Genomic DNA, 21,629 nt, shown 5'->3' on the forward strand with positions numbered 1-21,629 from the left:
CAAGGGTCCTTTGCGCGATGAGCTTCCACTCGATCTACGCCCACGGTTTTGCGCGCGTTGCGGCCTGCGTCACCACCTCCCACGTGGCCGATCCCGCGGCCAATGCGAAAGCGGTCATCGCGGCGGCGAGGGCTTGCGACGCGCAGTCGGCGGCGGTCGCCGTGTTTCCCGAGCTGTGCCTGTCCGGTTATGCGATCGAGGACCTCGTCAAGCAGGATCCGCTGCTCGATGCCGTCGAGCGCGGGCTCGCCGCTGTCGTCGAGGCTTCCGCGGCACTGATGACCGTGCTGATCGTCGGCGCGCCGTTGCGATTTGGCCATCGCATCTACAATTGTGCGGTCGTCATCCATCGCGGGAAAGTCCTGGGCGTCGTGCCCAAGAGCTATCTGCCGACCTATCGCGAATTCTATGAGGGCCGCCATTTCGCTTCCGGCGCCGGCATCGCCGGCGAGGCGATCGCCATCGGTGAGTTCCAGGCGCCGTTCGGGACTGACCTGCTGTTTGCGGCCGAGGATGTCCCGGGCCTCACCATCGGCGTCGAGATCTGCGAGGACATGTGGATCCCGGTGACGCCGGGGTCCGAGCTGGCGCTCGCCGGCGCCAGCGTGCTGATCAATCTCTCGGGCAGTCCGATCACGATCGGCCGGGCCCGCGCGCGTGCGCTGCTGTGCCAATCGACCTCGGCGCGCTGTCTTGCGGCCTATGTCTATTCGGCCGCCGGGGCAGGGGAATCCACCACTGATCTCGCCTGGGACGGCCAGACCTCGATCTACGAGAACGGCGCGTTGCTGGCCGAGGGCGAGCGCTTCCGGCAGGGCGGCCAGATCACGACGGCCGACGTCGATCTCGACCTGCTCAGGCAGGAACGCGCGCTGATGGGCACGTTCGACGACAACCGCCGGCAGCGCGAGGGCAGCTTCCGCAAAGTGCCGTTCGCCCTGAAGCCGCCGGCCGCCGACATCGGCTTCCTGCGCAAGGTCGAACGCTTTCCCTTCGTGCCGAGCGACGAGAGCCTGCTCGAGCAGGATTGCTACGAGGCCTACAACATCCAGGTCGCAGGGCTGGTGCAGCGCATGCGCGCCACCGGCACCAGGCGCGTCGTGATCGGCGTCTCCGGCGGCCTGGATTCCACCCATGCGCTGATCGTCGCCGCCAAGGCCGTCGACCTGCTCGGCCTGCCGCGCGAGAATATTTTGGCCTACACCATGCCGGGCTTTGCCACCGGCAGCGAGAGCAAGACCAACGCGCTGGCACTGATGAAGGCGCTCAATACGACCTGGCAGGAGCTCGACATCCGCACCACGGCCACGCAGATGCTGAAGGACATCGGCCATCCCTTCGGCAAGGGCGAGAAGGTCTACGACATCACCTTCGAGAACGTGCAGGCGGGCCTGCGTACCGACTATCTGTTCCGCCTCGCCAACCATCACGGCGGCATCGTCATCGGCACCGGCGATCTCTCCGAGCTCGCGCTCGGCTGGTGCACCTACGGTGTCGGCGACCAGATGGCGCACTATAACGTCAACGCCGGCGTGCCGAAGACGCTGATCCAGCATCTGATCCGTTGGGTGATCGCCTCGAAACAGTTCAGCGGCGATGTGAACGGAACGCTCGCCTCGATCCTGTCGGCGGAAATCTCGCCGGAGCTGGTTCCGGTCAAGCCGGGCGAGAAGCCGCAGAGCACGGAGGCCTCGGTCGGACCCTACGAGCTGCAGGATTTCAACCTGTTCTACACGCTGCGCTTCGGGATGCGGCCGTCGAAGATCGCCTTCATGGCGTGGCAGGCCTGGAAGGATGCGGCCGAGGGCGAATGGCCGCCGGCATTCCCGGCCGACAAGCGCAGGGCGTACGATCTTCAGGAGATCCGCCGCTGGCTGGAAGTGTTCCTGCGCCGCTTCTTCGCGTTCAGCCAGTTCAAGCGCTCGGCAATGCCGAACGGACCGAAGGTTTCGGCCGGCGGCTCGCTGTCGCCGCGCGGCGACTGGCGCGCGCCATCGGATTCGAGCGCGGCCGCCTGGCTCGAGGATCTCGAGCGCAACGTGCCGAAATGATCTGACGAGGAGGTCAACCCGAGATGACTTCGCGCCGCACGGCTGATCGAGCCGGCGACGCGACATCACGTTCAATCTGGAAAGCACGAGGTCCGGAGTGCCTAGGAGTCCGGACCTCGCCACCTTGCCCCAGCCTTCGATTCCCCCGCCCCAGATGGTCCCCCAACCCCGTGGTGCGCGATCAGAAGGTGATGCCCTTGGAAGGCCGCCGATCGATGTCCTGCGATGTACGCGAGATCGAAATAGGATTCCATTCCGGATCACTACGGACGTAAATGCGCTTGATCCGCGCCCGAATGCGTGTGCGTTTGCGCGCACACGCTCGCACGGGCAATCGCGCCTCGCAGCTTCAATTGTCATGCGACCTGCGCAACCGACTTCCGACGACTGGTGATGTCGCTCGCTCGTCTCGTCAACATTTTGCTGCCGGTCGGCTCGCGCTGCCGGCTTGGTCCGACCCTGCAATAGCGGCAGGGGAGGCCTGCGATCGCCCGATCTGGGCCCTTTCGCGGCAAGTTCCCGTTGCGCCAACCCACCCCGTGCGCTATCCGGCCGGAAAGGCCTGAAGCGGCTCCGGATTTTCCCGCCCAGGCAGTCAAACCCGAGGACGGAAACGCCATGCCAGCCTATCGCTCCCGCACCACCACCCACGGCCGCAACATGGCGGGCGCCCGCGGCCTCTGGCGCGCGACGGGCATGAAGGACGGCGATTTCGGCAAGCCGATCATCGCGGTCGTCAACTCCTTCACCCAGTTCGTGCCCGGCCACGTCCATCTGAAGGACCTCGGCCAGCTCGTCGCGCGCGAAATCGAACAGGCCGGCGGCGTCGCCAAGGAGTTCAACACCATCGCGGTCGACGACGGCATCGCCATGGGCCACGACGGCATGCTCTACAGCCTGCCGTCGCGCGAGCTGATCGCCGACAGCGTCGAGTACATGGCCAACGCGCACTGTGCCGACGGCCTCGTCTGCATTTCCAACTGCGACAAGATCACGCCCGGCATGCTGATGGCCGCGCTGCGCCTCAACATTCCTGCCGTGTTCGTGTCGGGCGGACCGATGGAGGCCGGCAAGGTCAAGCTGCAGGGCAAGACCAAGGCCGTCGACCTCATCGACGCCATGGTCGCCGCCGCCGACTCCAAGGTCAGCGACGAGGACGTCAAGGTGATCGAGCGCTCGGCGTGCCCGACCTGCGGCTCCTGCTCGGGCATGTTCACGGCCAATTCGATGAACTGCCTGACCGAGGCGCTTGGTCTCGCGCTGCCCGGCAACGGCACCGTGGTCGCGACCCATGCCGACCGCAAGCGCCTGTTCGTCGAGGCCGGCCACACCATCGTCGACCTCGTCCGCCGCTATTACGAGCAGGACGACGCTTCCGTGCTCCCGCGCAATATCGCGAACTTCAAGGCGTTCGAGAACGCGATGACGCTCGACATCGCGATGGGCGGCTCGACCAACACCGTGCTGCATCTGCTCGCCGCAGCCCACGAGGGCGAGGTCGCCTTCACCATGCAGGACATCGACCGCCTGTCGCGCCGCGTCCCCGTGCTCTGCAAGGTGGCGCCATCGGTCGCCGACGTTCACGTCGAGGACGTGCATCGCGCCGGCGGCATCCTGGGCATTTTGGGCGAGCTCGACCGCGCCGGCCTGATCGACACGTCGGTCTCCACCGTGCACGCGCCGACCATGAACGAGGCGCTGGAGCGCTGGGACATCAAGCGCTCGAAGAGCGAGGCTGTCAGAACCTTCTATCGCGCCTCGCCGGGCGGCATCCCCACGCAAGTCGCCTTCAGCCAGGAGCGCCGCTACGACGAGCTCGATTCCGATCGCGAGAAGGGCGTGGTGCGCGATCTCGAGCACGCCTTCAGCAAGGACGGTGGTCTTGCCGTGCTCTACGGCAACCTCGCGCAGGACGGCTGCATCGTGAAGACCGCGGGCGTCGACGCCTCGATCCTGAAATTCTCCGGCCCCGCGCGCGTGTTCGAGAGCCAGGACGCGGCTGTCGAGGGCATTCTGGGCGGCAAGGTCGTGGCCGGCGAGATCGTGGTCATCATCTACGAGGGACCGCGCGGCGGCCCCGGCATGCAGGAGATGCTGTATCCGACCAGCTATCTGAAATCGATGGGTCTCGGCAAGGCCTGTGCGCTCGTCACCGACGGACGTTTCTCCGGCGGCTCCTCGGGCCTGTCGATCGGCCATCTCTCGCCGGAAGCGGCCGAAGGCGGCAACATCGCGCTGGTGCGCACCGGCGACCGCATCGCGATCGACATTCCCAACCGCAGCATCAACCTCGAGATCTCCGACGAGGAGCTCGCGAAGCGTCGCGCGGCGGAGGAGGCGAAGGGCGATGCCGCCTGGCAGCCGGCCGCGCGCAAGCGCAACGTCTCGACCGCGCTGCAAGCCTACGCTGCGCTCACCACCAGCGCCGCGCGCGGCGCCGTGCGTGAAGTGAAGCGTCGCAAATAGGCGCGTCTCGTGCGGGCGTGATCGCGAAGCTCGCGGTCACGCCTTGCGGATGGTCAACAAGTTCTGAACGGCCGGCGCAAGCCGGCCGTTCGCATTAAGGATGCCTCGACGAACTTCGGCAGGAATGAATTTTGCGGCGTATACTGCATGCGACCTTCGCAAATCCATTTCGGGCAACTGGGGCACCACCATAATGTCTCGTACTCTTGCTGTTGTTTTCTCGACTGCCGTCGCCGCGATTTCGATGACGGGCGCGGCCTCGGCCGGCTGCTACAATTGCTACGCGCCGCCGCCGTGCACGACCTGCTATCAGCAGCAATATGTCGCGCCGCAATACCGCACCGTCGACGAGACGGTGATGGTGTCGCCCGGTGCGACCGTCGCGCATCGCACCCCGGCGCAGTATCGCACCGTGATGGTTCCGCAGACCGTGATGGTGGCGCCGCCCAGCGTCCAGTACGAACGCATCCCGCCCCAATATGCGACGCGCCAGCGCGTCGAGATGGTCTCGCCGGGCTATTCCTATTACGCTCCGGTGCAGCCTGCCTGCGGCCATTGCGGCTACTGAGCCCGAAGTCGCAAATCAAGCGCAACACACAGGCTTGGCGCGGCGCCATCGGGGCGCCGCGTTTGCTTTTGCGGCAAGCCAAACGAGGCCCGGAAATGGAGGCGAATCCAACCGGGCCTCGCGACCAGCGAACGCCCTGGGTGGCATCGCCGATGTCGGGAATGGCTGAGGGGGCGATTGCCGATGAATCAACCCGCGTGCTGCTCAGGCTAGAGGACCAGCCTGACGCCCGCCTGACAGGTCGCCGTTGGTGGCGAAGTCGATACGGGCAACCCAACTTCGCGTTGCCTTGCGCAGCCGACTGGGTTAAGCGACAGCCGTTCCGGACCTGCAATTCCGGAGCTGGAAGGGTGGCCGAGTGGTTTAAGGCACCGGTCTTGAAAACCGGCGTGCCCGCAAGGGTACCGTGGGTTCGAATCCCACCCCTTCCGCCAGCACGCCTTCCCCAGACATCCACCTACGTCCGGTTCAAACCGAATTCTTTTCGGTGGCGTCGCTATTGCGCTTGGAGCTACCAGGCTGGGCTCCTCTCCTAACTGGTCGGGAGCCACCCCTGATTGCACGTTTGTGAACAGCGTTGGTGCTCGTGACGCGGGTCGCTGTCGGAGGTCTTTCTTTTTGATCGCGTCTCGCCATTGCTGAAAGCGTGCTCGGCAACGGACAATGATGCACTCGCGGCGGCTTGGGTGGTGAGCTTGAAATGAGGCCGCCAAGCCGTGGCGGCCTCTCGTCGTCTTTGGCGACGTCCTCACAAACCCAATACGAAACCCACAGCAACGCCTGTCAGAATGAGTTCGCCCACCGTTTGACCCACACTCATGCCGGGGCCGCCGTAGGGCACATATGCACCGGGCGCTTTCGGGTCCATCTGGCCCCGGCCATCGTTCATCATGCCGCCGCCAACCGCGTCGAGATCGTCGATGGAAAGAAAATCCACATCCAGCGTGTTCATGTTCATTCTCCTTTGTAAGGGACCATTCCCTTACATGGCGGAGTATGCGGTGCGGCTTTTCGGCGCGGTGATCGCTGTCACACAGGAACCGCCAGCGCACGCGCCCGTGATTACCTTTGAACAGATGGGGGCGTCCGGGAGCGCTCAAACGCGAACATCCAAGCCGGCCGACACACGGCCCGCCGTCGATTTGCGTTGAGCGGGCCTTCCTTGCGAAGTTTACGAGTGGGTGTCCGCTGTGGGGCCGCGTTGCAGGCCTTCGATCGCTTTCCGATAGTACTCGGCCACCTTGAGAAGACCCTCTCGCTCAAGATCGAAGGAAGCGATGGACGCGTGCTCTCTGCAGGCGCGTTCGAGCCTGCGGAATTCCTTTAATTCCCGATTCAACGATAGCTCCTCAATTTGAGGCAACCCCGTTTCATGGCGGTGTCAATCTATCCAATTGCCCAAAATTCCCGCAACAACAATTATCAACCGCGGCCTGTTCCGGCTTGGAACCGCCGGGCCTTGGCCAGCCGATTGGTGCTCCCGGTGGCGACCGTGCAGCGCGAGCTGATCTATGGATGCCTCGGGATAATGTCCGACCAGAAAAACTCGTTTCGCAAATGTCGCCTATTGGTTTCGGGGCGACGCTTCCCCTGTGCCGCGAGTCTGAGAACGCACTCGGCCACATCTACGGGCGGTCGCCGACGCTGGAACGTTGGTCTGGTTAGAACTTCGCCTATGCCAAAAATTTAGGATGGCGCTTGCTCGCGGTGTCAATCGGCTAACTCGAGCTTCCTCATTTCCTGGAGGTGAGCTGAGCCAAGCAAAACTCCCGGCAAATTCTGTCAATGAATGGCCACATGACAATCCCCGTTGGTCAAACAATCGAATGCCGGGCCCCCTTATTTCAGTGGCTTTACGGCGCTAGGGAAATGGCTTCGTGGGCGAGGGGCCTTGTCAAACCTGCGTCGCGGAAACTGTACGCGCGGACGACGCCTCGCGAAGGCATGAAAGAGGCGCGCGGATTGATACAATTCGCGCGCCTCTGAGACCGTTCACGACGACTGGGGTCAGCAGCCGTTCAGAACGGCCTCCAGCGGCGCGGATGGTGCCGGTAATAATCGTAGTCGCGGTCGCAGTCGTCGTAGCCATAGTGACCGGATCCGCCGAGGACGATGGTTACACCACCCCGATGGTCGCCCCCGTGATGCCAGCCGCCAAACTCGAATGCGGAGGCGGAGGTCGGGGCCAGAGCAGCCGCACCCAATGCAACTGTGGCAACAGCAATAAAAGAGAACTTGCGCAACATGGATTGATTCCTCTCTGTCAGGTTTGATGGAAGTCCTGCGTCGACATGGCCTGGGGCCTGCGAAGCGGTGAATGGATATCGCGACACGGCGAGCACAATCTGTGACACGCGCCACACATCGGTTTGCGATACCGGACCGTGTCCTGTCGGATCGGCGAACGAGGTCGGAGAGCGGGGCGGCATTGCATGCGCAAGCAGCGAAGCGCGAATGGTGTCTACCCGACGGGAAAACTCGGAAATCGCCTGTTTAACGCAGCAAGGTCCCTTGCCCGCGCCTTGTGGGCCCAGGTTCATAAAAGGTTCCCTCGGTCCGCTTAAATTTTAAGTCTGCGCCATAAACAGTTTAGTTCGGGGGGTCCGAAACCTACCCGCCGGGCCGGTCGTTCCTAGGGGGATGGCTGCGCCATTCCACCTCCTGCGGCCGTCCGGCCCCGATGTGCTCGCGCGCCGAGGCCGTCTTTTTGTCTGGGGCATCCCCAAAACCAACAACGCCGCCCGCTTGAAATGATCGCGGACGGCGCTGCTCCAGCCCCGGGAAGGATTGGCAAAATCCCGGTAGCGGTAAATTCGCAATTTTGTGCGCTGCGGTCAATTCGGGCCGGCCGGTTATCGTCAAATTTAATGCCCGGCGTGCGATGCGCTTCTCACAGGGCGCACGAAAGTCACTACAACTCTGCCCGCCAAATGAAACCCGCCCCCTGCGTGATCGTCTTTGCGGGACGGCAGGGGGCGGGCGGCAGAGATATTACTATGCGTAGCGCCGAAGCGCTGACGTAAGCTACACCAACCGGGAAAAAGTGGCAATCCCGAGTTCCATTTCAGGTGAACCGGTCGGGCAGGTGACTGACACCGACCGTAGACAGGGGTCGGTGGCGGCGTCCGGAAGTCCAGCGCCTTAGGTGGGCGCTGCCGGTTCTGGCGATAGTGGTGGCCGTTCAGTTGGGAGGCGAGGTTGCGCTTGGGGGCAGCGCGGCCCCAAGCTTGCCGAGGAAGAGAAGATGGCTTTGCCATCACCACCTCCTCAAAATCACGGATCGAAATCCGGGAAAAAATAGCAGTTTCAGGAGCCGGGCGTCGTCCGGCGACAAGGTGAGTCCTGCACACCCTTCGCCTTCACCAACTGGCGGATGACACGTTCGCAACGACAAGCCTGTCACTGGCGAGATCGCCGGCGTTACCGCCGAGCCGGATCGTCTGGAGGTGGCGAGGCCCGCTGGTGACGCGGCGGGCCTTTTTCATCATGCAAGGCAAGCAATGATGGCGAGCACCACGTCGGTGCCGAGGTCGCCGGAATACATCCAGATGGCAAATCCGGCGCCGAGAGCAACTGCAAACACCTTGAGAGCGATCATCTTCAGTCTCCCTCCAACTCGACGCGAAGCTAGTGCCGCTCGGTTTCCGCAGTGCTTCGAGAGGAGAGAGAATGCGTTTCCTTCACCGAACCGTGTGTTTGCGGCCACCAGTCCCTGAAATGGTCGACAGGGATGTATCGGTGATCTCGCTCGGTTTCCTGGTTGATTTCGCCCGGAATCGCCGCCGCGCCTGTCAGCGACGTGGCTGCAACTTCTTCGGTGCGGGTTGGGGCTGCTGCTGTTGCTTGAACCTCACGCGCGGATTGATGTCGCAAGTCGTGTTCCAGCGGCCTGACGCCGACCACATGCATTGCTCCCGGGTCTCGTACATGCACTCGCCCGGCCAGACGAGATCGTCGCCGACGACGCACCAGGGATAGTCGCGGTCTGCGTGCGCAGCAGGGAGAGATCCCAGAAGGATCAGCAGGGCGAGGACTGTGGTGCGCATCTTGGTTCTCCAGGAAATGACGCCCTCAATGAAAGCCTCGAGGGCCGAAGCCAATGGCAAGTCCGGGCCTTGGTTCCAGCGGGGCCCATGGGGAGGTCGATCGATTTCGGAATAATCGCATTATGCCAGTGTTTTGCCCGGCGCGTCAATTGGCTTTTGCAACGTCGCGGAGGTCCGCTGCGTAAAACGTTGATTCGACATGCGTGGGCTACGGTGCATGGGGTTGTTTTGATGGTTTGGCGGGGGCTGAGTCTTTGGAGCCTTCGATGCCGTCGGGTACTTATCCGCTAAGCGATTGAAACGGTGTAGATTTCCGTTCATCCGATGCGCGCGGTCAGGCCGCGAGATGGAACCTTCTCCCCGCCACCGCGTTATCCCGGCATGACCGATGACCTTTCCTTCCGACGCAAGCCCCTGACCCCCGAACAGCGCCAGGCGCGCGATGCCGCACGCCGGATCGAGGCCGAGAAGGCCATGCGCGACCATGAGGAAGCGCAGCGGGCGTTTCATGCCAATCGCGAGCGGCTCAAGGCCGAGCGGCTCGCGCGCGAGGCGGCCGCAGCCAAAGCCTGAGAGGGCTTGTCCGTCGGGTTTCCCCGGTCGCTTTCACCGAACAGCGTATCAGTGCCGGCTGGGCGTGCGCCCTGACGTCAGCGCCAGCCTGAAGGCCTGGACGGCGGCGGCGATCGCACCGCGGGGCACCGGCTGGGCCTCGATGGCTTCGGCCGCGAGGCGGCAGTCGTCGGCAACCTTCAGCAGGCCCGACCGGGCGAGATCCATGGTCGACAGCGCCGCCTGCTCGAGGCACACGCGCTCAAGCCGTCGAAATTCCCGAAGCTCTCTGTTCATGCATCGGCTCTCGGTTTCCCCAGGGACCCATGCGGCCGTGAGTCTGTTTAACAAGTCGTAAACATGCCGTTTGGCCGGCCGGGCTGGTCCGGGCCTGACGCTCTCGCCATCCTCGACCGAGCGGCGACTTGACGGCGCCGGCCTTCGGTCGGAAGATTCAAATGATCCACAATTGACGAGAACCCACGGAGACTTTCGCTCCCGATCCAGATCCCACCAGCGATAGCGCAAATGGAGCTGACCATGACCACGTTCGACAAGCGCGAGCAGGGCTTCGAGGCCAAATTCGCCCACGACGAGGAGCTCATGTTCAAGGCCGCGGCCCGGTCGAACAAGCTGCTCGGGCTCTGGGCCGCCGGTGAGCTCGGGCTCAGCGGCGATGCCGCGTCGGCTTACGCGACGGCGCTGGTCACGGATAATCTCGGCAACCAGACGATCGTTCAGACCCTGAACAAGGTGTCGGACGATCTCGCCGCAAAAGGGATTTCGCGCGAGCAGGTCGCCCAAAAGGTTCAGGAGTGCCTGCATCAGGCGCTGGCGCAGCTCGAGGCCGCGTCGCGTCAGGCCAGCTAGGCGGGAGCCTGCGCCTCACTCGGCGGGCTTGCGCGCGGTCGCGTCGCTGAACTTGTCGACGAAGGCGATGCCGATCGCCGAGACCACGAAGGTGAGGTGGATCAGCACCTGCCACATAACGCCGTTCTCGGTGAAGCTGGCGCGGCTCGAGCCGAGATTGCCGGCCTCGATGAAGGTGCGCAGCAGGGCGATCGAGGAGATGCCGATGATCGCCATCGCGAGCTTGATCTTGAGCACGCTGGCGTTGACGTGGCCGAGCCATTCCGGCTCGTCGGGATGGCCCTGGAGATCGAGCCGCGAGACGAAGGTCTCGTAGCCACCGACGATCACCATCACCAGCAGGTTTGAGATCATGACGACGTCGATCAGCGCCAGCACGCTCATCATGATCTCCTGCTCGGTGAGATCGAGCGCGTGCCAGGAGAGGTGCCAGAGTTCTTTCAGGAACAGCACGATGTAGACGCACTGCGCCACGATCAGCCCGAGATAAAGCGGCAGCTGGAGCCAGCGTGAACCGAAGATGATCATCGGCAGCAGGCCGAGCCGCGGCGAGGGCGGGCGGGGTCCGGTGGTGGTTTCTGGCTCTACCGACATTCAACGTCCACACATCTGGATGACCTCGTCCTGATGTACCCCGTCGAGTTGGCAGGTGGAAGACGGCAGCGCCAGTTCGCCGCCTCTCATGCTATCGTGCCGAACGCAAGCCGTTCGAGCGGCGGGGAAGCGGAGTGGGGCTCAGTGCTGCGGAACGGCTCTTGGAGAGGGTTTGGCGGGCTTGCGCTTGCGGGCGCGGGGATCGTCCTCGGCGCCGGCTGGGCCGCGGAGACTTCTGCGACACCGCTGACGCCGTTCCGCTACGAGGCGCAGGCCCAGCGCCATTGCCCCGGCGACAAGGTGGTGTGGCTGGATTTCAAAAAGGGCGTCTACTACCGCAAGGGGCAGAAGCTCTATGGGCAGGGGTTCGACGGCAGCTTCGTCTGCCAGACCGAAGCGCGCGACAGTCTCTATCGCAGATCGCCGTTCGGCTTGCGCTGAGCGACCTGCACGCCGCTTCTATTTCCGGCTCGGCAGAGCCACAGGAACGTGCGGGGAGGTGCTGATGACCCGGGGGCTTCCGTCGGGGTAGTTGCGGCCGCCGCGGATCAGCGATTCCAGAACCAGGAAGAATTTCTCGGCAAGCATGTGCGTCACCTTCGTTGGTGGGGCCTCTTGAAATGTGTCGAGGCGCCGAACGCGGAAATTCAATCAACTAAACGGGAGCGGGAGAATCCGGCCTGCTGCGCCGTAGGAGCGCCGTGTCGTGAAAGCAGAAAGGTGTGAACTGTGGATTAGCCGAAGGCCAGGGCGACGAGGCTCGAGCAAAGCAGGACCAGGCCGCCTGCGGTCAAAGCCAGAAAGCCATCGGATACGAGGTCATGTCTGCGCATGTGACACCTGCTGCTCTCGTCTTCGATGTTCGATCGGATCGATTAAAATTGTCCGAACGCGCCGTCTTGAAGAGGTAATGCAATGTCGCCCGCGCGAGTGCCCTCAGGCCCTCGTGCGGTAGCCTTCAAACGCATGGGCCAGGAAAATCCCCGCGCTTACCAGACCCATCAGTGCCGAAACCGTCTCGATCATCGTTAAATTCCAATCCCGCCCCTGCAGGCGAGAAAACGCGTGCAGCCTTGCACAGTCAAAAGAATTCCAGTGAAGCCGGCGATATCGGGGGTGGAGTGAGCTTTTGGCGCAACAGCTTGTGTGGGACTGGCACATCGGAGGCAGCGTTGAGGGCCTGGTGCACCGTAGATCAACGGAGAATTGCGAACGTCCTGTTTACCATCCCGCTGCGAACGCTGCGGGCTCCCCATTTCCGCCGTGTTCGGGTTGCGTTATCGTTACCGCTGAGACGGTGGTGGGCCGTCTCGGAGCGTTGAGGTCCGGACGGCGCCCCCGCAGCAAGCGGGCTGGGTCGGTCTCCGGCGAAATGGTATTTGGGGCGAATGGGGATCCGACGGTCAGATTCGGTGGTGCGGGCTGCGCGGTGCGTCGCGGTGGTCGCCAGCTGCCTCGCGCTTGCCAATTGCGCCTCGTCCAGCAAATTCGCCAGCCGGGTCGATCCCAAATACGGCGTGTCCTCGAGCCCGCGAGTCGTGGCCTGGGGCGAGTCCGTGCCCAAGGGCGGCGGCACCTATCGCGTCGGCAAGCCCTATGTGGTGGCGGGGCGGACCTACGTGCCGGAGGAGGACGTCAACTACCGCGCCGAGGGCATGGCCTCCTGGTACGGCGATGATTTCCACGGCCGCCTGACCGCCAATGGCGAAGTGTTCGACATGGGTTCGTTGACCGCGGCGCATCCGACCCTGCCGATGCCGTCCTATGCGCGCGTGACCAACCTGTCCAACGGCAAATCGCTGATCGTCCGCGTCAATGACCGGGGGCCCTATCACGGCAACCGCCTCATCGACGTCTCGAACAAAGCCGCCGAACTGCTTGAATTCAAAGGCAACGGCGTCGCCAAGGTTCGCGTCGAATATGTTGGCCGGGCGCCGCTCGAAGGCTCCGACGACCGCCAGCTGATGGCCACCCTGCGCACCGGCGTGCCGGCGCCGTCGCCCTCCATGGTCCGGGTCGCCTCGGCGAGGTCGTTCGTGCCGGAGCTGCCGTCGTCTGGCCGCGGCGCCATCCGCGGCGAAGTGCCGATGCCGGAGGGCCGGCCCTACAGCCTCGGCAACACCTCGGCCGATGTTGCCTCGCTCAACGCGACCTCGGAGATGTCGGCCTCGAGCCGCAGCCGCGGCCGGGCCCTCCAGAATGTTCGCCAAGTATCCTACGACCAGGACGGCCGCTACGCCAGCAATAGCGCTCCCGGGCCTGCCGATGACGGCGCGGCCGAAGCGCGCAGCATCCTCACCGGCCGCGGCTTGTACTGATCCCGATATCTGCTGCAGCACGATGCCCGTCCCGTGGGGCTGCCGCTTGATGATCAGAACGGGACGCGCGCGCGTCCGGTGAATGTCCAAATCTGCGTGTTGCCGCCAATGCCGCCGAGCTCGGCGCCGAAGCCAACCGTGGCGCCGCCCGCAAGCCTTGCACCAACACCACCAGTCACGCGCGCCGACCAGCCCTGGAGCAGAGGCGTCGAGGCCAGTGGCACGGCGCCGGCGGCGACGATCGCGGCAGCATCGTCCTGGGTGAAATAGTAGTCGGCATAGACGCCGGCGTAGGGTGCCAGCACAACATTATCGAGCCACGGCACGGGAACGGAGACCTTATTGCCGGCGGAGGCGCGGCCGCTTGAGAAGGTGCGGGCGGCCTGCTGGGTGCCGAGCGAATCGACATAGGCGTTCTCCCGCTCCCACAGCGCATAGACTTTCGCCGACGGCTCGAAATTGAAATTGGCCCAGCGGTAGCTGCCTGTGAAGCCGGTCGCGAGCATCCAGCGATTGCCGTTGAAGTTGCCTTGTGCCGTGCCGGCGGTGCCGTCATAGCCGATGCCGGAATAGGTCACGGCCACGTCGTAGCGCAGCGTTGGGATGATCTTCCAGCCGAGATAGGTGCCGACGGTCCAGCCGTCGCCCTTGAGCTTTCCGTTGATGTCGGTCTCGGTGTAGCTGAAATTCTCGTAGCCTCCGACCACGCCGACCAGAAGGTCGGGCCGCACTCTATAGGTGAGGCCCGACAGCAAGTTGATCTGCTGACCGTAGAGCGTGGCCTGGGTCGCTCCGGTACCGATATTACCGGACGAGCCCCAGCGGTCGATGCCGGTGCCGCGCAGATCCATCCAGAACAGCCAGTCCTTCTGCTCCTTGAACCGCGAAGCCGGTGCCTTGGTGGGGGCTGCCTGGTCGATCGCGGCGAAGGCATCGTCGACCCGTGAGGAGCCGCGGCCGCGGCCACCGCTCCGGCCGGAGCCGCCGGCGCTCGAATAGGCGTTCAAGCCTTGAGAGCCTGACTGCTGACCGGATTTGGGCTTGTCGTCTTCATCACCGTCGGGCGCGGCAGCAAAATTGATGCGCATTCCGCCCGCGCCTGGCGTGATGTATTGCCCGCCGTCGCTGAAGCCCTCGGAAATTGCGGTGTCGATCGAGCCGGAGATCGCCTGGCCTGAACTCTGCGCCACGATCTTGGTGACGTTGACCTGCAGCGCGCGCAGCTTGGCACTGTCGGCGGGAATGTCGACCGTCTGGTTCAGGGCCGGCGAGGTCGAGGTGTTGAAGGCGGGGCTGCTGTTATAGGTCGCCGTGATGGTGTGGCTTCCGACCGCGAGTGTCGTCGTCGCAAAAGTGGCGTCGCCGCCCGAGAGCGTCGACGTGCCGATCGACGTGGCGCCGTCGAAGAACGTCACCGTACCCGTTGGTGTCCCGCCGGTGCTTCTCACTTTGGCCGTGAACGTCACGGAGTCGCCGTAACTGCTCGGATTCTTCGACGATGTGAGCTCCGTAGTGGTCGTCGCAGACAGATAGGTGAACCTGTCCGCCGGCGAGGTGGGCGATGTGCCGCCGACCGTCGTCACTGTGACATCAACCGTGCCGGCGCCGGGCGGCGACGTTGCCGTGATCGACGTTGCCGAGTTCACTGTGAAGCTCGTCGCGTTGTTGGCGCCGAATTTCACCGCGGTCGCACCCGTGAAGCCGGTACCCGTGATTGCCACGGAGATGCCGCCGATCGCGGATCCCGTGTTCGGCGAGATCGAGCTGACCGTTGGCGCCGGAGTGTAGCTGAATTGATCCGCCGCGGATGTCGCGGAAGTTCCGCCGGGTGTCGTCACGATGATGTCGACCGTGCCGGCGCCCGCCGGCGACGTCGCGGTGATCGAGGTCGCCGAATTGACCGTGAAGCTGGTCGCATTGGTCGCGCCGAACTTCACGGCAGTTGCGCCGGTCAATGCGGTGCCCGTAATGGTGACAGACGTCCCGCCCGTCGTGGGGCCCGCATTCGGTGCAACAGACGTCACCGTCGGCGCCGCGGCGTAGGTGAATTGGTCTGCCGCAGAGGTGGCCGACGTTCCGCCCGGCGTCGTCACCCTGATGTCGACGGTGCCGGTGCCGGCCGGCGATGTCGCGGTGATTTGGGTCGCCGAATTGACGGTGAAGCCGGTCGCCGCCGTTGCCCCGAACGTCACGGCGGTCGCGCCGGTGAAATTGGTGCCGGTGATCGTCACCGACGTGCCGCCAGCGAGCGGGCCGCCCGTCGGCGAGATCGACGTCACGGTCGGCAGAGCGAAATAGGTGAACTGGTCCGCGGCCGACGTCGGCGATGTGCCGCCTGTGGTCGTCACCCTGATGTCGACAGTGCCGGTGCCGGCCGGCGATGTCGCGGTGATCTGGGTCGCCGAATTGACGGTGAAGCCCGTTGCCGCCGTTGCACCGAACGTCACGGCGGTCGCGCCGGTGAAATTGGTGCCTGTGATCGTCACGACAGTGCCGCCGGCCGCGGGTCCCGCTGTCGGTGAGATCGACGTAACAGTGGGCGAGGCCACATAGGTGAACTGGTCGGCCGCCGATATCGCTGACGTGCCGCCCGGATTGGTCACGCGGAGATCAACGGTGCCAGATCCGGCCGGCGCCGTCGCGGTGATCGACGTCGCGGAATTGACCGTGAAGCCCGTGGCCGAAGTCGCGCCAAAGGTTACGGCCGTTGCGGTCGAGAATCCCGTCCCCGTGATCGTGACGGTCGTACCGCCTGCGCCCGGGCCTGCCGTCGGCGAGATCGATGTAACGGTCGGTGCGGCGAGGTAGGTGAACTGGTCCGCTGCCGACGTGGCTGACGTTCCACCCGCCGTTGTCACCCTGACATCGACGGTGCCTGTACCCGCCGGTGAGGTCGCGGTGATCTGGGTCGCCGAATTGACGGTAAAGCCCGTTGCCGCAGTTCCGCCGAAGTTCACGGCGGTTGCCCCTGACAAATTGAGACCGGTGATCACGACGCTGGTGCCGCCAGCCAGCGATCCCGACGTCGGCGAGATCGATGTAACGGACGGGGGGCCGACATAGGTGAACTGGTCGGCGGCCGATGTTGCGGATGTACCGCCAGGAGTCGTCACCCTGACGTCCACGGTGCCGGTACCGGCGGGCGCAGTCGCCGTGATCGATGTCGCCGAGTTGAATGTGAAGCTGGCCGACGTCGCCCCGAACGTTACGGCTGTGACACCCGTGAAGTTGGTACCGGTGAGTGTCACGCTTGTGCTGCCGGTATCCGGGCCGCTGGTGGGCGAGATCGATGTGACGGTCGGTGCAGCGATGTAGGTGAACTGGTCCGCCCCTGATGTCGCCGAGGTGCCGCCTGCGGTCGTCACGGTGATGTCGATGGTGCCGGCGGCATGCGCTGGCGAGGTCACCGTCAGGGACGTTGGGGAACTGACGCTGACGCCAGTGCCGGCGGTCCCGCCGAAGGTCACCGTCGTCGCGCCAACGACGAAGCCCGTGCCAGTGACCGTCACCGTGGTGCTGCCGGCGGCTGGGCCGGACGTCGGCGCGACCGAGGTGACCGTAGGCACCGGAGTATAGGTGAACTGATCGGCAGACGAGGTCGCAGACGTGCCGTTTGCTGTGGTGACCGTGACATCGACCGTGCCAGCACTGGCGGCGGCCGTGTGCGCCGTAATCTGGGTACTGGAATCGACCGAGTAGCTTGCGGCATTGGTGGCGCCGAATTTCACCGCCGTGGCGCCGGTGAAATTGGTACCGGTGATGATTACCGTCGTGCCGCCAGCCGTTGGACCAGCGGTCGGTGAGATCGAGGTCACGGTGGGCGGGCTGGGTAGATTGATCGTGAACGTGTAAGGGGTGTTCGCTATCGAACTTCCGGTGCAGCCCACGTTGAAATCGCTACAGCCCGGTGTGTAGTACAGGATGATAGAGTCCTGCCCATTACCCGTCTTGCTGTTCAGCGTAATATCGATCTCGGCCTGGCCGGCGTTTGCGCTCACACCGTTTTGGTTCGGGTTTGTTGGATGAAATGTGTAAGTTGCATTTGACGTGGTCGGACTATAGTCAGCTGCTGTGAATATTGGGCTGCCCGAATGGCCGCTCGTATTGGCGATCGGCGCATTGTAAAATGCATCTGTACCCGCGACGGAATAAACGCCGTAGACAACCGAGTCATCGGCCGAGGGCGCGGCCGTGCCAACGGTTAAGCACAGATGATAGGTCTGGCCGACTGAGGTGAAGTTGATGGTCACTCCCGTCGTGGAATCCGTCGTTTGATCGCAAGCCGCGTTCGCCGCAGCCGTTGCGCCGAGCATCAATAGCGCCGCGATGCAGAAGCGTTGAGTTGCGCGCCAAAGAGTGCGCAGGAATCGTGAGGGCGTAGCTGCGCGATCGCGCGACCGGATCGCCAATTTCCCTGCTGTATCTGGCTCGGCCACCGCAATCGCGTGACTCACCGGCCCCCCTTGGCGGCAGCTCCCTGAAAAGCGACCGCACTGAAATCCCTGATTGTGAAATTATTCGCCTACATTTTTGCGTGCATTTGGCCGAGACGCAGTGCACAACGCAAGCGTGCGAGCCGAACAAACTGCACTAGCCAGCCCTCCCGCACCACTTTTCGGCGAACCGTTGCAGGGCGGCAACAAGGGCGTGCTTTGATGGCAATCGAGGGGGCACGGCCGAGGCGCTTATGTATAGTTGCGCGTAGCTTGACTGTCAGCACAGGGTAGTGAACAATCTTTACGCGTCGTACTAGTAGTATTCATTCTATAGTTTAAGCGTCGACGTCCTGATCGAATTCGTCTCGACGGATCGCATGAATTTCAGGGGGAGGGTCATGCCGTACTCGCCAGTACTCGGCCAAATCATGCCTTTTGCGGGCACGGTCATTCCAAAAAACTGGGCGCCTTGCAGCGGCCAGCTCATGTCGATCCAGCAGAATCAAGCGCTGTTCTCGCTGCTCGGCACTTATTATGGCGGCAACGGAACGACGAATTTTGCACTGCCGGATCTGCGCGGTCGCGCGATCCTCGGCTCTACCGGCAACGCCGGTCAGTATCCCGTGGGCACGGTCGGCGGTTCCCCGACTGTCACGCTGATCGGATCTCAGCTGCCAGCTCACAATCATCTCATTCAAGTGTCTGCTGCGACCGGGGGCGGAGGACGCGGGGCCGTGCCTCCGACCAGCAACGTCTTTGCAACGAACTCTCTGCCGGCGACTAATCCGACGAAGATCTTTGCGACGGCCGGGAGTGGCGACACGTCATTGGCGCCCGGCACCAATCTGGTGAACGAGGGGCGTGGGCAAGCACACAACAACATGCAGCCCTATCTCACCATCAGCTATCTGATTGCGCTTCAGGGGATTTATCCGTCGCGAAACTGATCGACCGCGCTGAGGCGTTGTCGCAAACGAAATCCATTCACATCAATTCGAAAATATTTGCGCCTTCACGGACCAAACGAACGGGGCGCACAAGCAAAGGATCATACGCGATGTCAGATCCGTTTGTCGGCGAGATCAGGTTGTTTGGCTTTCCGCGGGTGCCGATTGGCTGGTTCGCTTGCAACGGGCAGGCGCTGCCGATTGCTCAGTATCAGGTGCTTTACACTGTGATCGGCACCACCTATGGCGGCGACGGTGTCACCACGTTCAACCTTCCCGATCTGCGAGGCCGTGTGCCGATCGGACAGGGGCAGGGTCCAAGCCTTCCGCCTTATACATTGGGCCAGCCGGGGGGTGAGGAGACGCACACGCTGATCGAAGCCGAAATGCCGATCCACAGTCACGCACTGATGTCGTCCACCACAGTGGGCACGACGCCGACACCCGGACAGACCGTCCATCTTGCGACGGCGTCAGCAGGTGAACTCTATGCACCGATTGCGAACGTCGGAACCTACGACACGATGGCCGCCTGCGTCGCCACCGCAGGAAACAGCGTCGGCCACAACAACATGATGCCGACGGTCGTTGCCAATTATTGCATCTGCAACGAGGGCATCTTCCCATCATCCGGCTAGGTTGCGCGCACCCGCATTCTCGAGGAAAGACATCATGTCCGATCAGTTTGTTGGAGAAATCCAGGCCTTTCCGTTTCCTTTTGCTGTCACCGGCTTCAATAGCGCCTGGCTGCCCTGCGGCGGCCAACTGGTGCCGATTCAGCAATTCACTGCGCTTTTTGCATTGATCGGCACCTATTACGGCGGCAACGGCACGACCAATTTCGCCCTGCCGAACTTGAACGGCGCGATCGCGATCAACCAGGGGCAAGGTCCGGGTTTGCAGAATTACGACATCGGCCAGACTGTCGGCAGCCCGACGGTGACCTTGATCGGCGATAACATGGCTCGGCACACGCATACCCTGCAACTCGGCGCCAAGACCACACAAGGCGCCACCGCGGGTCCCGGAGCGGCAGGAACGACAGCGGCGATTGATCCGAACTTCACGGGCTTCGTGCCGCCGCCAGGCAATTTGACCTTGGTGACCAATGCCGTCACGTTGACCGGGCAGAACCAGCCGCACGACAACACGCAGCCCACGCTGGCGATCGTCTGGTGTATTGCCTATGCGGGAACCTTTCCTTCCTTCGGGTGAGCAATCTGCCATGAAGCGGCGTCATGATTGATCGTGCGTCGCTCGACATCATCCCGCATGATCCGGCCCTGCGGCTGCGGCCCGCGAGCCCGATCGACGGGCCGTTCATCCGGCATCTCTTCGAGCAGGTGCGGACAGGGCAGATCACAGCGAGCGGCTTGTCTGGGCCGATCGTCAGCCAGGTGATCGCGCAACAATTCCGCAGTCAGGCGGCTGGCCATGCCATGCAGTTTCCAGGGGCGATCTCAATGATCGTCACACGGGACGGAACTGCGATCGGTCGGCTGCTGCTCGCTTGTGCGAGCGAGCGCTGGCATATCGTCGACATCGCGCTGCTGCCGCGCGATTGCGGTCGCGGCACCGGTAAGCAGATTTTCGGTGCTCTTGAAACGAGCGCGCGGCAGCGGGGTGTCGGTGCGCTGACGCTCTCGGTGCTCGCGAGCAATCTCGCCGCGCGCCGGTTCTACGCAAGGCAAGGATTTACCGAAGCCGGATCTGTGGGCGCGGCCCACATCGCCATGAAGAAGGACCTCGCCTAACTACCGCGACGCCGCCTCGCGCAGGAATCTCGCCAGTGCGGCGTTCACCTCGTCGGGCCGCTCCTGTTGCACCCAATGGCCGGCGCCCTCGATGATCATCTTGCGCGTGAGATTGGGCAGCACGCGCTCCAGCTCGTTGACGCGCTTGGCACCGATCAGGCCGGTAATGACGGCGTCCTGCGCGCCGGCGATGAAAAGCGAAGGCTGGTGAATCTGCGCGCCCTGCCAGGGCGCGGTGAGCTCCCAATTGCGATCGAGGTTGCGATACCAGTTCAGCCCGCCACGGAATCCGGACTTGCGGAAATTTTCGGTGAAATGGGCGAGGTCATCCTCGCTCAGCCACGCCGGCAGCGGCTCCTCAGCCGTCGCATGGCCGAGAAAGCCCTTGCCCTCCTGCACGAACATCGCAGCGTTCGGATCGGCAAGTGCGCGTCCACCGAGCACGATGCGCATGGTGCGGGCGACGTCGTGCTCGAACTCGCTTTCAGCAACACCAGGCACCTGGAAATACTGCCAATAGAAATTGGTGATGCCGCCCTGGCGCAGCAGCTCGAGCGGCCTGCCGCGCCCGCGGAACGGCGGCGGCACGCTCAGGCCCGCGACCGCGGTGAAGATGTCGGGCCGGAATAGCGCCGCATGCCAGGCGACCGGCGCGCCCCAATCGTGGCCGACCACCGTGGCCTTGGTCTCGCCGAGCGCCTGCACCAGGCCAACCATGTCGCCGACCAGGTCGAAGATCGAATAGGCCGCGACATCGGCGGGCGCTGCGCTCTGACCGTAGCCGCGCATGTCGGGGGCCACGACATGAAACCCGGCAGCCGCCAACGCCGGGATCTGATGACGCCAGGAATAGGACAATTCCGGCCAGCCATGGCACAGCAGCACCAGCGGCCCCTGACCTGCCTCGCGGATGAAGAGGTCGATCCCGTTGGCCTTGATCACGCGGGTGGTGGACATCGCTTTTCCGCCTTGTTTCAGGGGTTTGGTCAGGAAACGTGAGGTGCCACGATAGGGATGCGGCGAGAAT

Annotated in this window: 19 protein-coding genes and 1 tRNA gene; 12 read left to right on the plus strand and 8 right to left on the minus strand. The window is 63.6% G+C overall.

Features of this window, described 5'->3' with window-relative positions:
- Positions 1 to 17 precede the first annotated feature (17 nt).
- From XH90_RS19025 to XH90_RS19040, 4 genes are all read left to right on the plus strand, one after another.
- Positions 18 to 2,051, plus strand: a complete 2,034-nt coding sequence (locus XH90_RS19025; RefSeq protein ID WP_194475890.1) for an NAD(+) synthase — start codon at positions 18 to 20, stop codon at positions 2,049 to 2,051.
- A 618-nt stretch (positions 2,052 to 2,669) separates the two neighbouring features.
- Positions 2,670 to 4,517 carry a dihydroxy-acid dehydratase gene (ilvD, locus tag XH90_RS19030; protein ID WP_194475891.1) on the plus strand — a complete coding sequence of 616 codons (1,848 nt, stop codon included), beginning with the start codon at positions 2,670 to 2,672 and terminating at the stop codon, positions 4,515 to 4,517.
- 244 nt (positions 4,518 to 4,761) lie between these two features.
- On the plus strand, positions 4,762 to 5,085 hold the full coding sequence (locus XH90_RS19035) for a hypothetical protein (protein WP_194482739.1): 324 nt from the start codon (positions 4,762 to 4,764) through the stop codon (positions 5,083 to 5,085).
- A 344-nt stretch (positions 5,086 to 5,429) separates the two neighbouring features.
- Positions 5,430 to 5,519, plus strand: a tRNA-Ser gene (locus XH90_RS19040).
- Between the two features lie 314 nt (positions 5,520 to 5,833).
- On the opposite strand, the gene XH90_RS19045 is transcribed toward XH90_RS19040, so the two are convergent.
- The 3 genes from XH90_RS19045 to XH90_RS19055 form a co-directional block, all read right to left on the minus strand.
- Positions 5,834 to 6,037: a hypothetical protein gene (locus XH90_RS19045; protein ID WP_194475892.1), complete on the minus strand. Its 204-nt coding sequence runs from the start codon at positions 6,035 to 6,037 to the stop codon at positions 5,834 to 5,836.
- Positions 6,038 to 7,103: 1,066 nt separating this feature from the next.
- Positions 7,104 to 7,625, minus strand: a complete 522-nt coding sequence (locus XH90_RS39850; protein WP_371748251.1) for a hypothetical protein — start codon at positions 7,623 to 7,625, stop codon at positions 7,104 to 7,106.
- A gap of 1,251 nt (positions 7,626 to 8,876) precedes the next feature.
- Positions 8,877 to 9,131 carry a DUF3551 domain-containing protein gene (locus XH90_RS19055; RefSeq protein ID WP_194475893.1) on the minus strand — a complete coding sequence of 85 codons (255 nt, stop codon included), beginning with the start codon at positions 9,129 to 9,131 and terminating at the stop codon, positions 8,877 to 8,879.
- A 381-nt stretch (positions 9,132 to 9,512) separates the two neighbouring features.
- Here XH90_RS19055 and XH90_RS19060 point away from each other — a divergent pair, with 381 nt between their 5' ends.
- Complete coding sequence (locus tag XH90_RS19060) at positions 9,513 to 9,704, plus strand: hypothetical protein (RefSeq protein WP_194475894.1); 192 nt, start codon at positions 9,513 to 9,515, stop codon at positions 9,702 to 9,704.
- A 48-nt stretch (positions 9,705 to 9,752) separates the two neighbouring features.
- Here XH90_RS19060 and XH90_RS19065 read toward each other — a convergent pair whose 3' ends face one another.
- Positions 9,753 to 9,980 (minus strand): hypothetical protein, encoded by a 228-nt coding sequence (locus tag XH90_RS19065; protein ID WP_194475895.1) that lies wholly within the window; start codon positions 9,978 to 9,980, stop codon positions 9,753 to 9,755.
- Between the two features lie 243 nt (positions 9,981 to 10,223).
- On the opposite strand from XH90_RS19065, the gene XH90_RS19070 reads away from it, so the two are divergent.
- Positions 10,224 to 10,553 carry a DUF1476 domain-containing protein gene (locus XH90_RS19070; RefSeq protein WP_194475896.1) on the plus strand — a complete coding sequence of 110 codons (330 nt, stop codon included), beginning with the start codon at positions 10,224 to 10,226 and terminating at the stop codon, positions 10,551 to 10,553.
- Positions 10,554 to 10,568: 15 nt separating this feature from the next.
- Here the strand turns inward: XH90_RS19070 and XH90_RS19075 are convergent, their stop codons facing one another.
- The gene (locus tag XH90_RS19075) at positions 10,569 to 11,147 is read right to left on the minus strand and encodes a TIGR00645 family protein (protein ID WP_194475897.1); all 579 of its coding nucleotides are present in this window, start codon (positions 11,145 to 11,147) and stop codon (positions 10,569 to 10,571) included.
- A gap of 144 nt (positions 11,148 to 11,291) precedes the next feature.
- Here XH90_RS19075 and XH90_RS19080 point away from each other — a divergent pair, with 144 nt between their 5' ends.
- Positions 11,292 to 11,588: a hypothetical protein gene (locus XH90_RS19080; protein ID WP_194475898.1), complete on the plus strand. Its 297-nt coding sequence runs from the start codon at positions 11,292 to 11,294 to the stop codon at positions 11,586 to 11,588.
- An 18-nt stretch (positions 11,589 to 11,606) separates the two neighbouring features.
- Here the strand turns inward: XH90_RS19080 and XH90_RS39630 are convergent, their stop codons facing one another.
- Positions 11,607 to 11,735, minus strand: coding sequence for a hypothetical protein (locus XH90_RS39630; RefSeq protein ID WP_256442381.1), 129 nt, complete (start codon positions 11,733 to 11,735; stop codon positions 11,607 to 11,609).
- A gap of 800 nt (positions 11,736 to 12,535) precedes the next feature.
- Between XH90_RS39630 and XH90_RS19085 the strand changes: the two genes are divergently transcribed.
- Positions 12,536 to 13,465 carry a septal ring lytic transglycosylase RlpA family protein gene (locus tag XH90_RS19085; RefSeq protein WP_194475899.1) on the plus strand — a complete coding sequence of 310 codons (930 nt, stop codon included), beginning with the start codon at positions 12,536 to 12,538 and terminating at the stop codon, positions 13,463 to 13,465.
- Between the two features lie 53 nt (positions 13,466 to 13,518).
- Here XH90_RS19085 and XH90_RS19090 read toward each other — a convergent pair whose 3' ends face one another.
- Positions 13,519 to 17,463 (minus strand): IPT/TIG domain-containing protein, encoded by a 3,945-nt coding sequence (locus XH90_RS19090; RefSeq protein ID WP_246755529.1) that lies wholly within the window; start codon positions 17,461 to 17,463, stop codon positions 13,519 to 13,521.
- Between the two features lie 836 nt (positions 17,464 to 18,299).
- Between XH90_RS19090 and XH90_RS19095 the strand changes: the two genes are divergently transcribed.
- From XH90_RS19095 to XH90_RS19110, 4 genes are all read left to right on the plus strand, one after another.
- Positions 18,300 to 18,848 (plus strand): phage tail protein, encoded by a 549-nt coding sequence (locus XH90_RS19095; RefSeq protein WP_194475901.1) that lies wholly within the window; start codon positions 18,300 to 18,302, stop codon positions 18,846 to 18,848.
- 110 nt (positions 18,849 to 18,958) lie between these two features.
- Positions 18,959 to 19,486 carry a phage tail protein gene (locus XH90_RS19100; protein WP_194475902.1) on the plus strand — a complete coding sequence of 176 codons (528 nt, stop codon included), beginning with the start codon at positions 18,959 to 18,961 and terminating at the stop codon, positions 19,484 to 19,486.
- Positions 19,487 to 19,520: 34 nt separating this feature from the next.
- Positions 19,521 to 20,063 (plus strand): phage tail protein, encoded by a 543-nt coding sequence (locus XH90_RS19105; protein ID WP_194475903.1) that lies wholly within the window; start codon positions 19,521 to 19,523, stop codon positions 20,061 to 20,063.
- 23 nt (positions 20,064 to 20,086) lie between these two features.
- Positions 20,087 to 20,602, plus strand: a complete 516-nt coding sequence (locus tag XH90_RS19110; RefSeq protein ID WP_194475904.1) for a GNAT family N-acetyltransferase — start codon at positions 20,087 to 20,089, stop codon at positions 20,600 to 20,602.
- Here XH90_RS19110 and XH90_RS19115 read toward each other — a convergent pair whose 3' ends face one another.
- On the minus strand, positions 20,603 to 21,559 hold the full coding sequence (locus XH90_RS19115; protein ID WP_194475905.1) for an alpha/beta fold hydrolase: 957 nt from the start codon (positions 21,557 to 21,559) through the stop codon (positions 20,603 to 20,605). It abuts the gene before it with no gap.
- Positions 21,560 to 21,629 lie beyond the last annotated feature (70 nt).

This window comes from Bradyrhizobium sp. CCBAU 53338 (assembly GCF_015291665.1).
GTDB lineage: Bacteria > Pseudomonadota > Alphaproteobacteria > Rhizobiales > Xanthobacteraceae > Bradyrhizobium.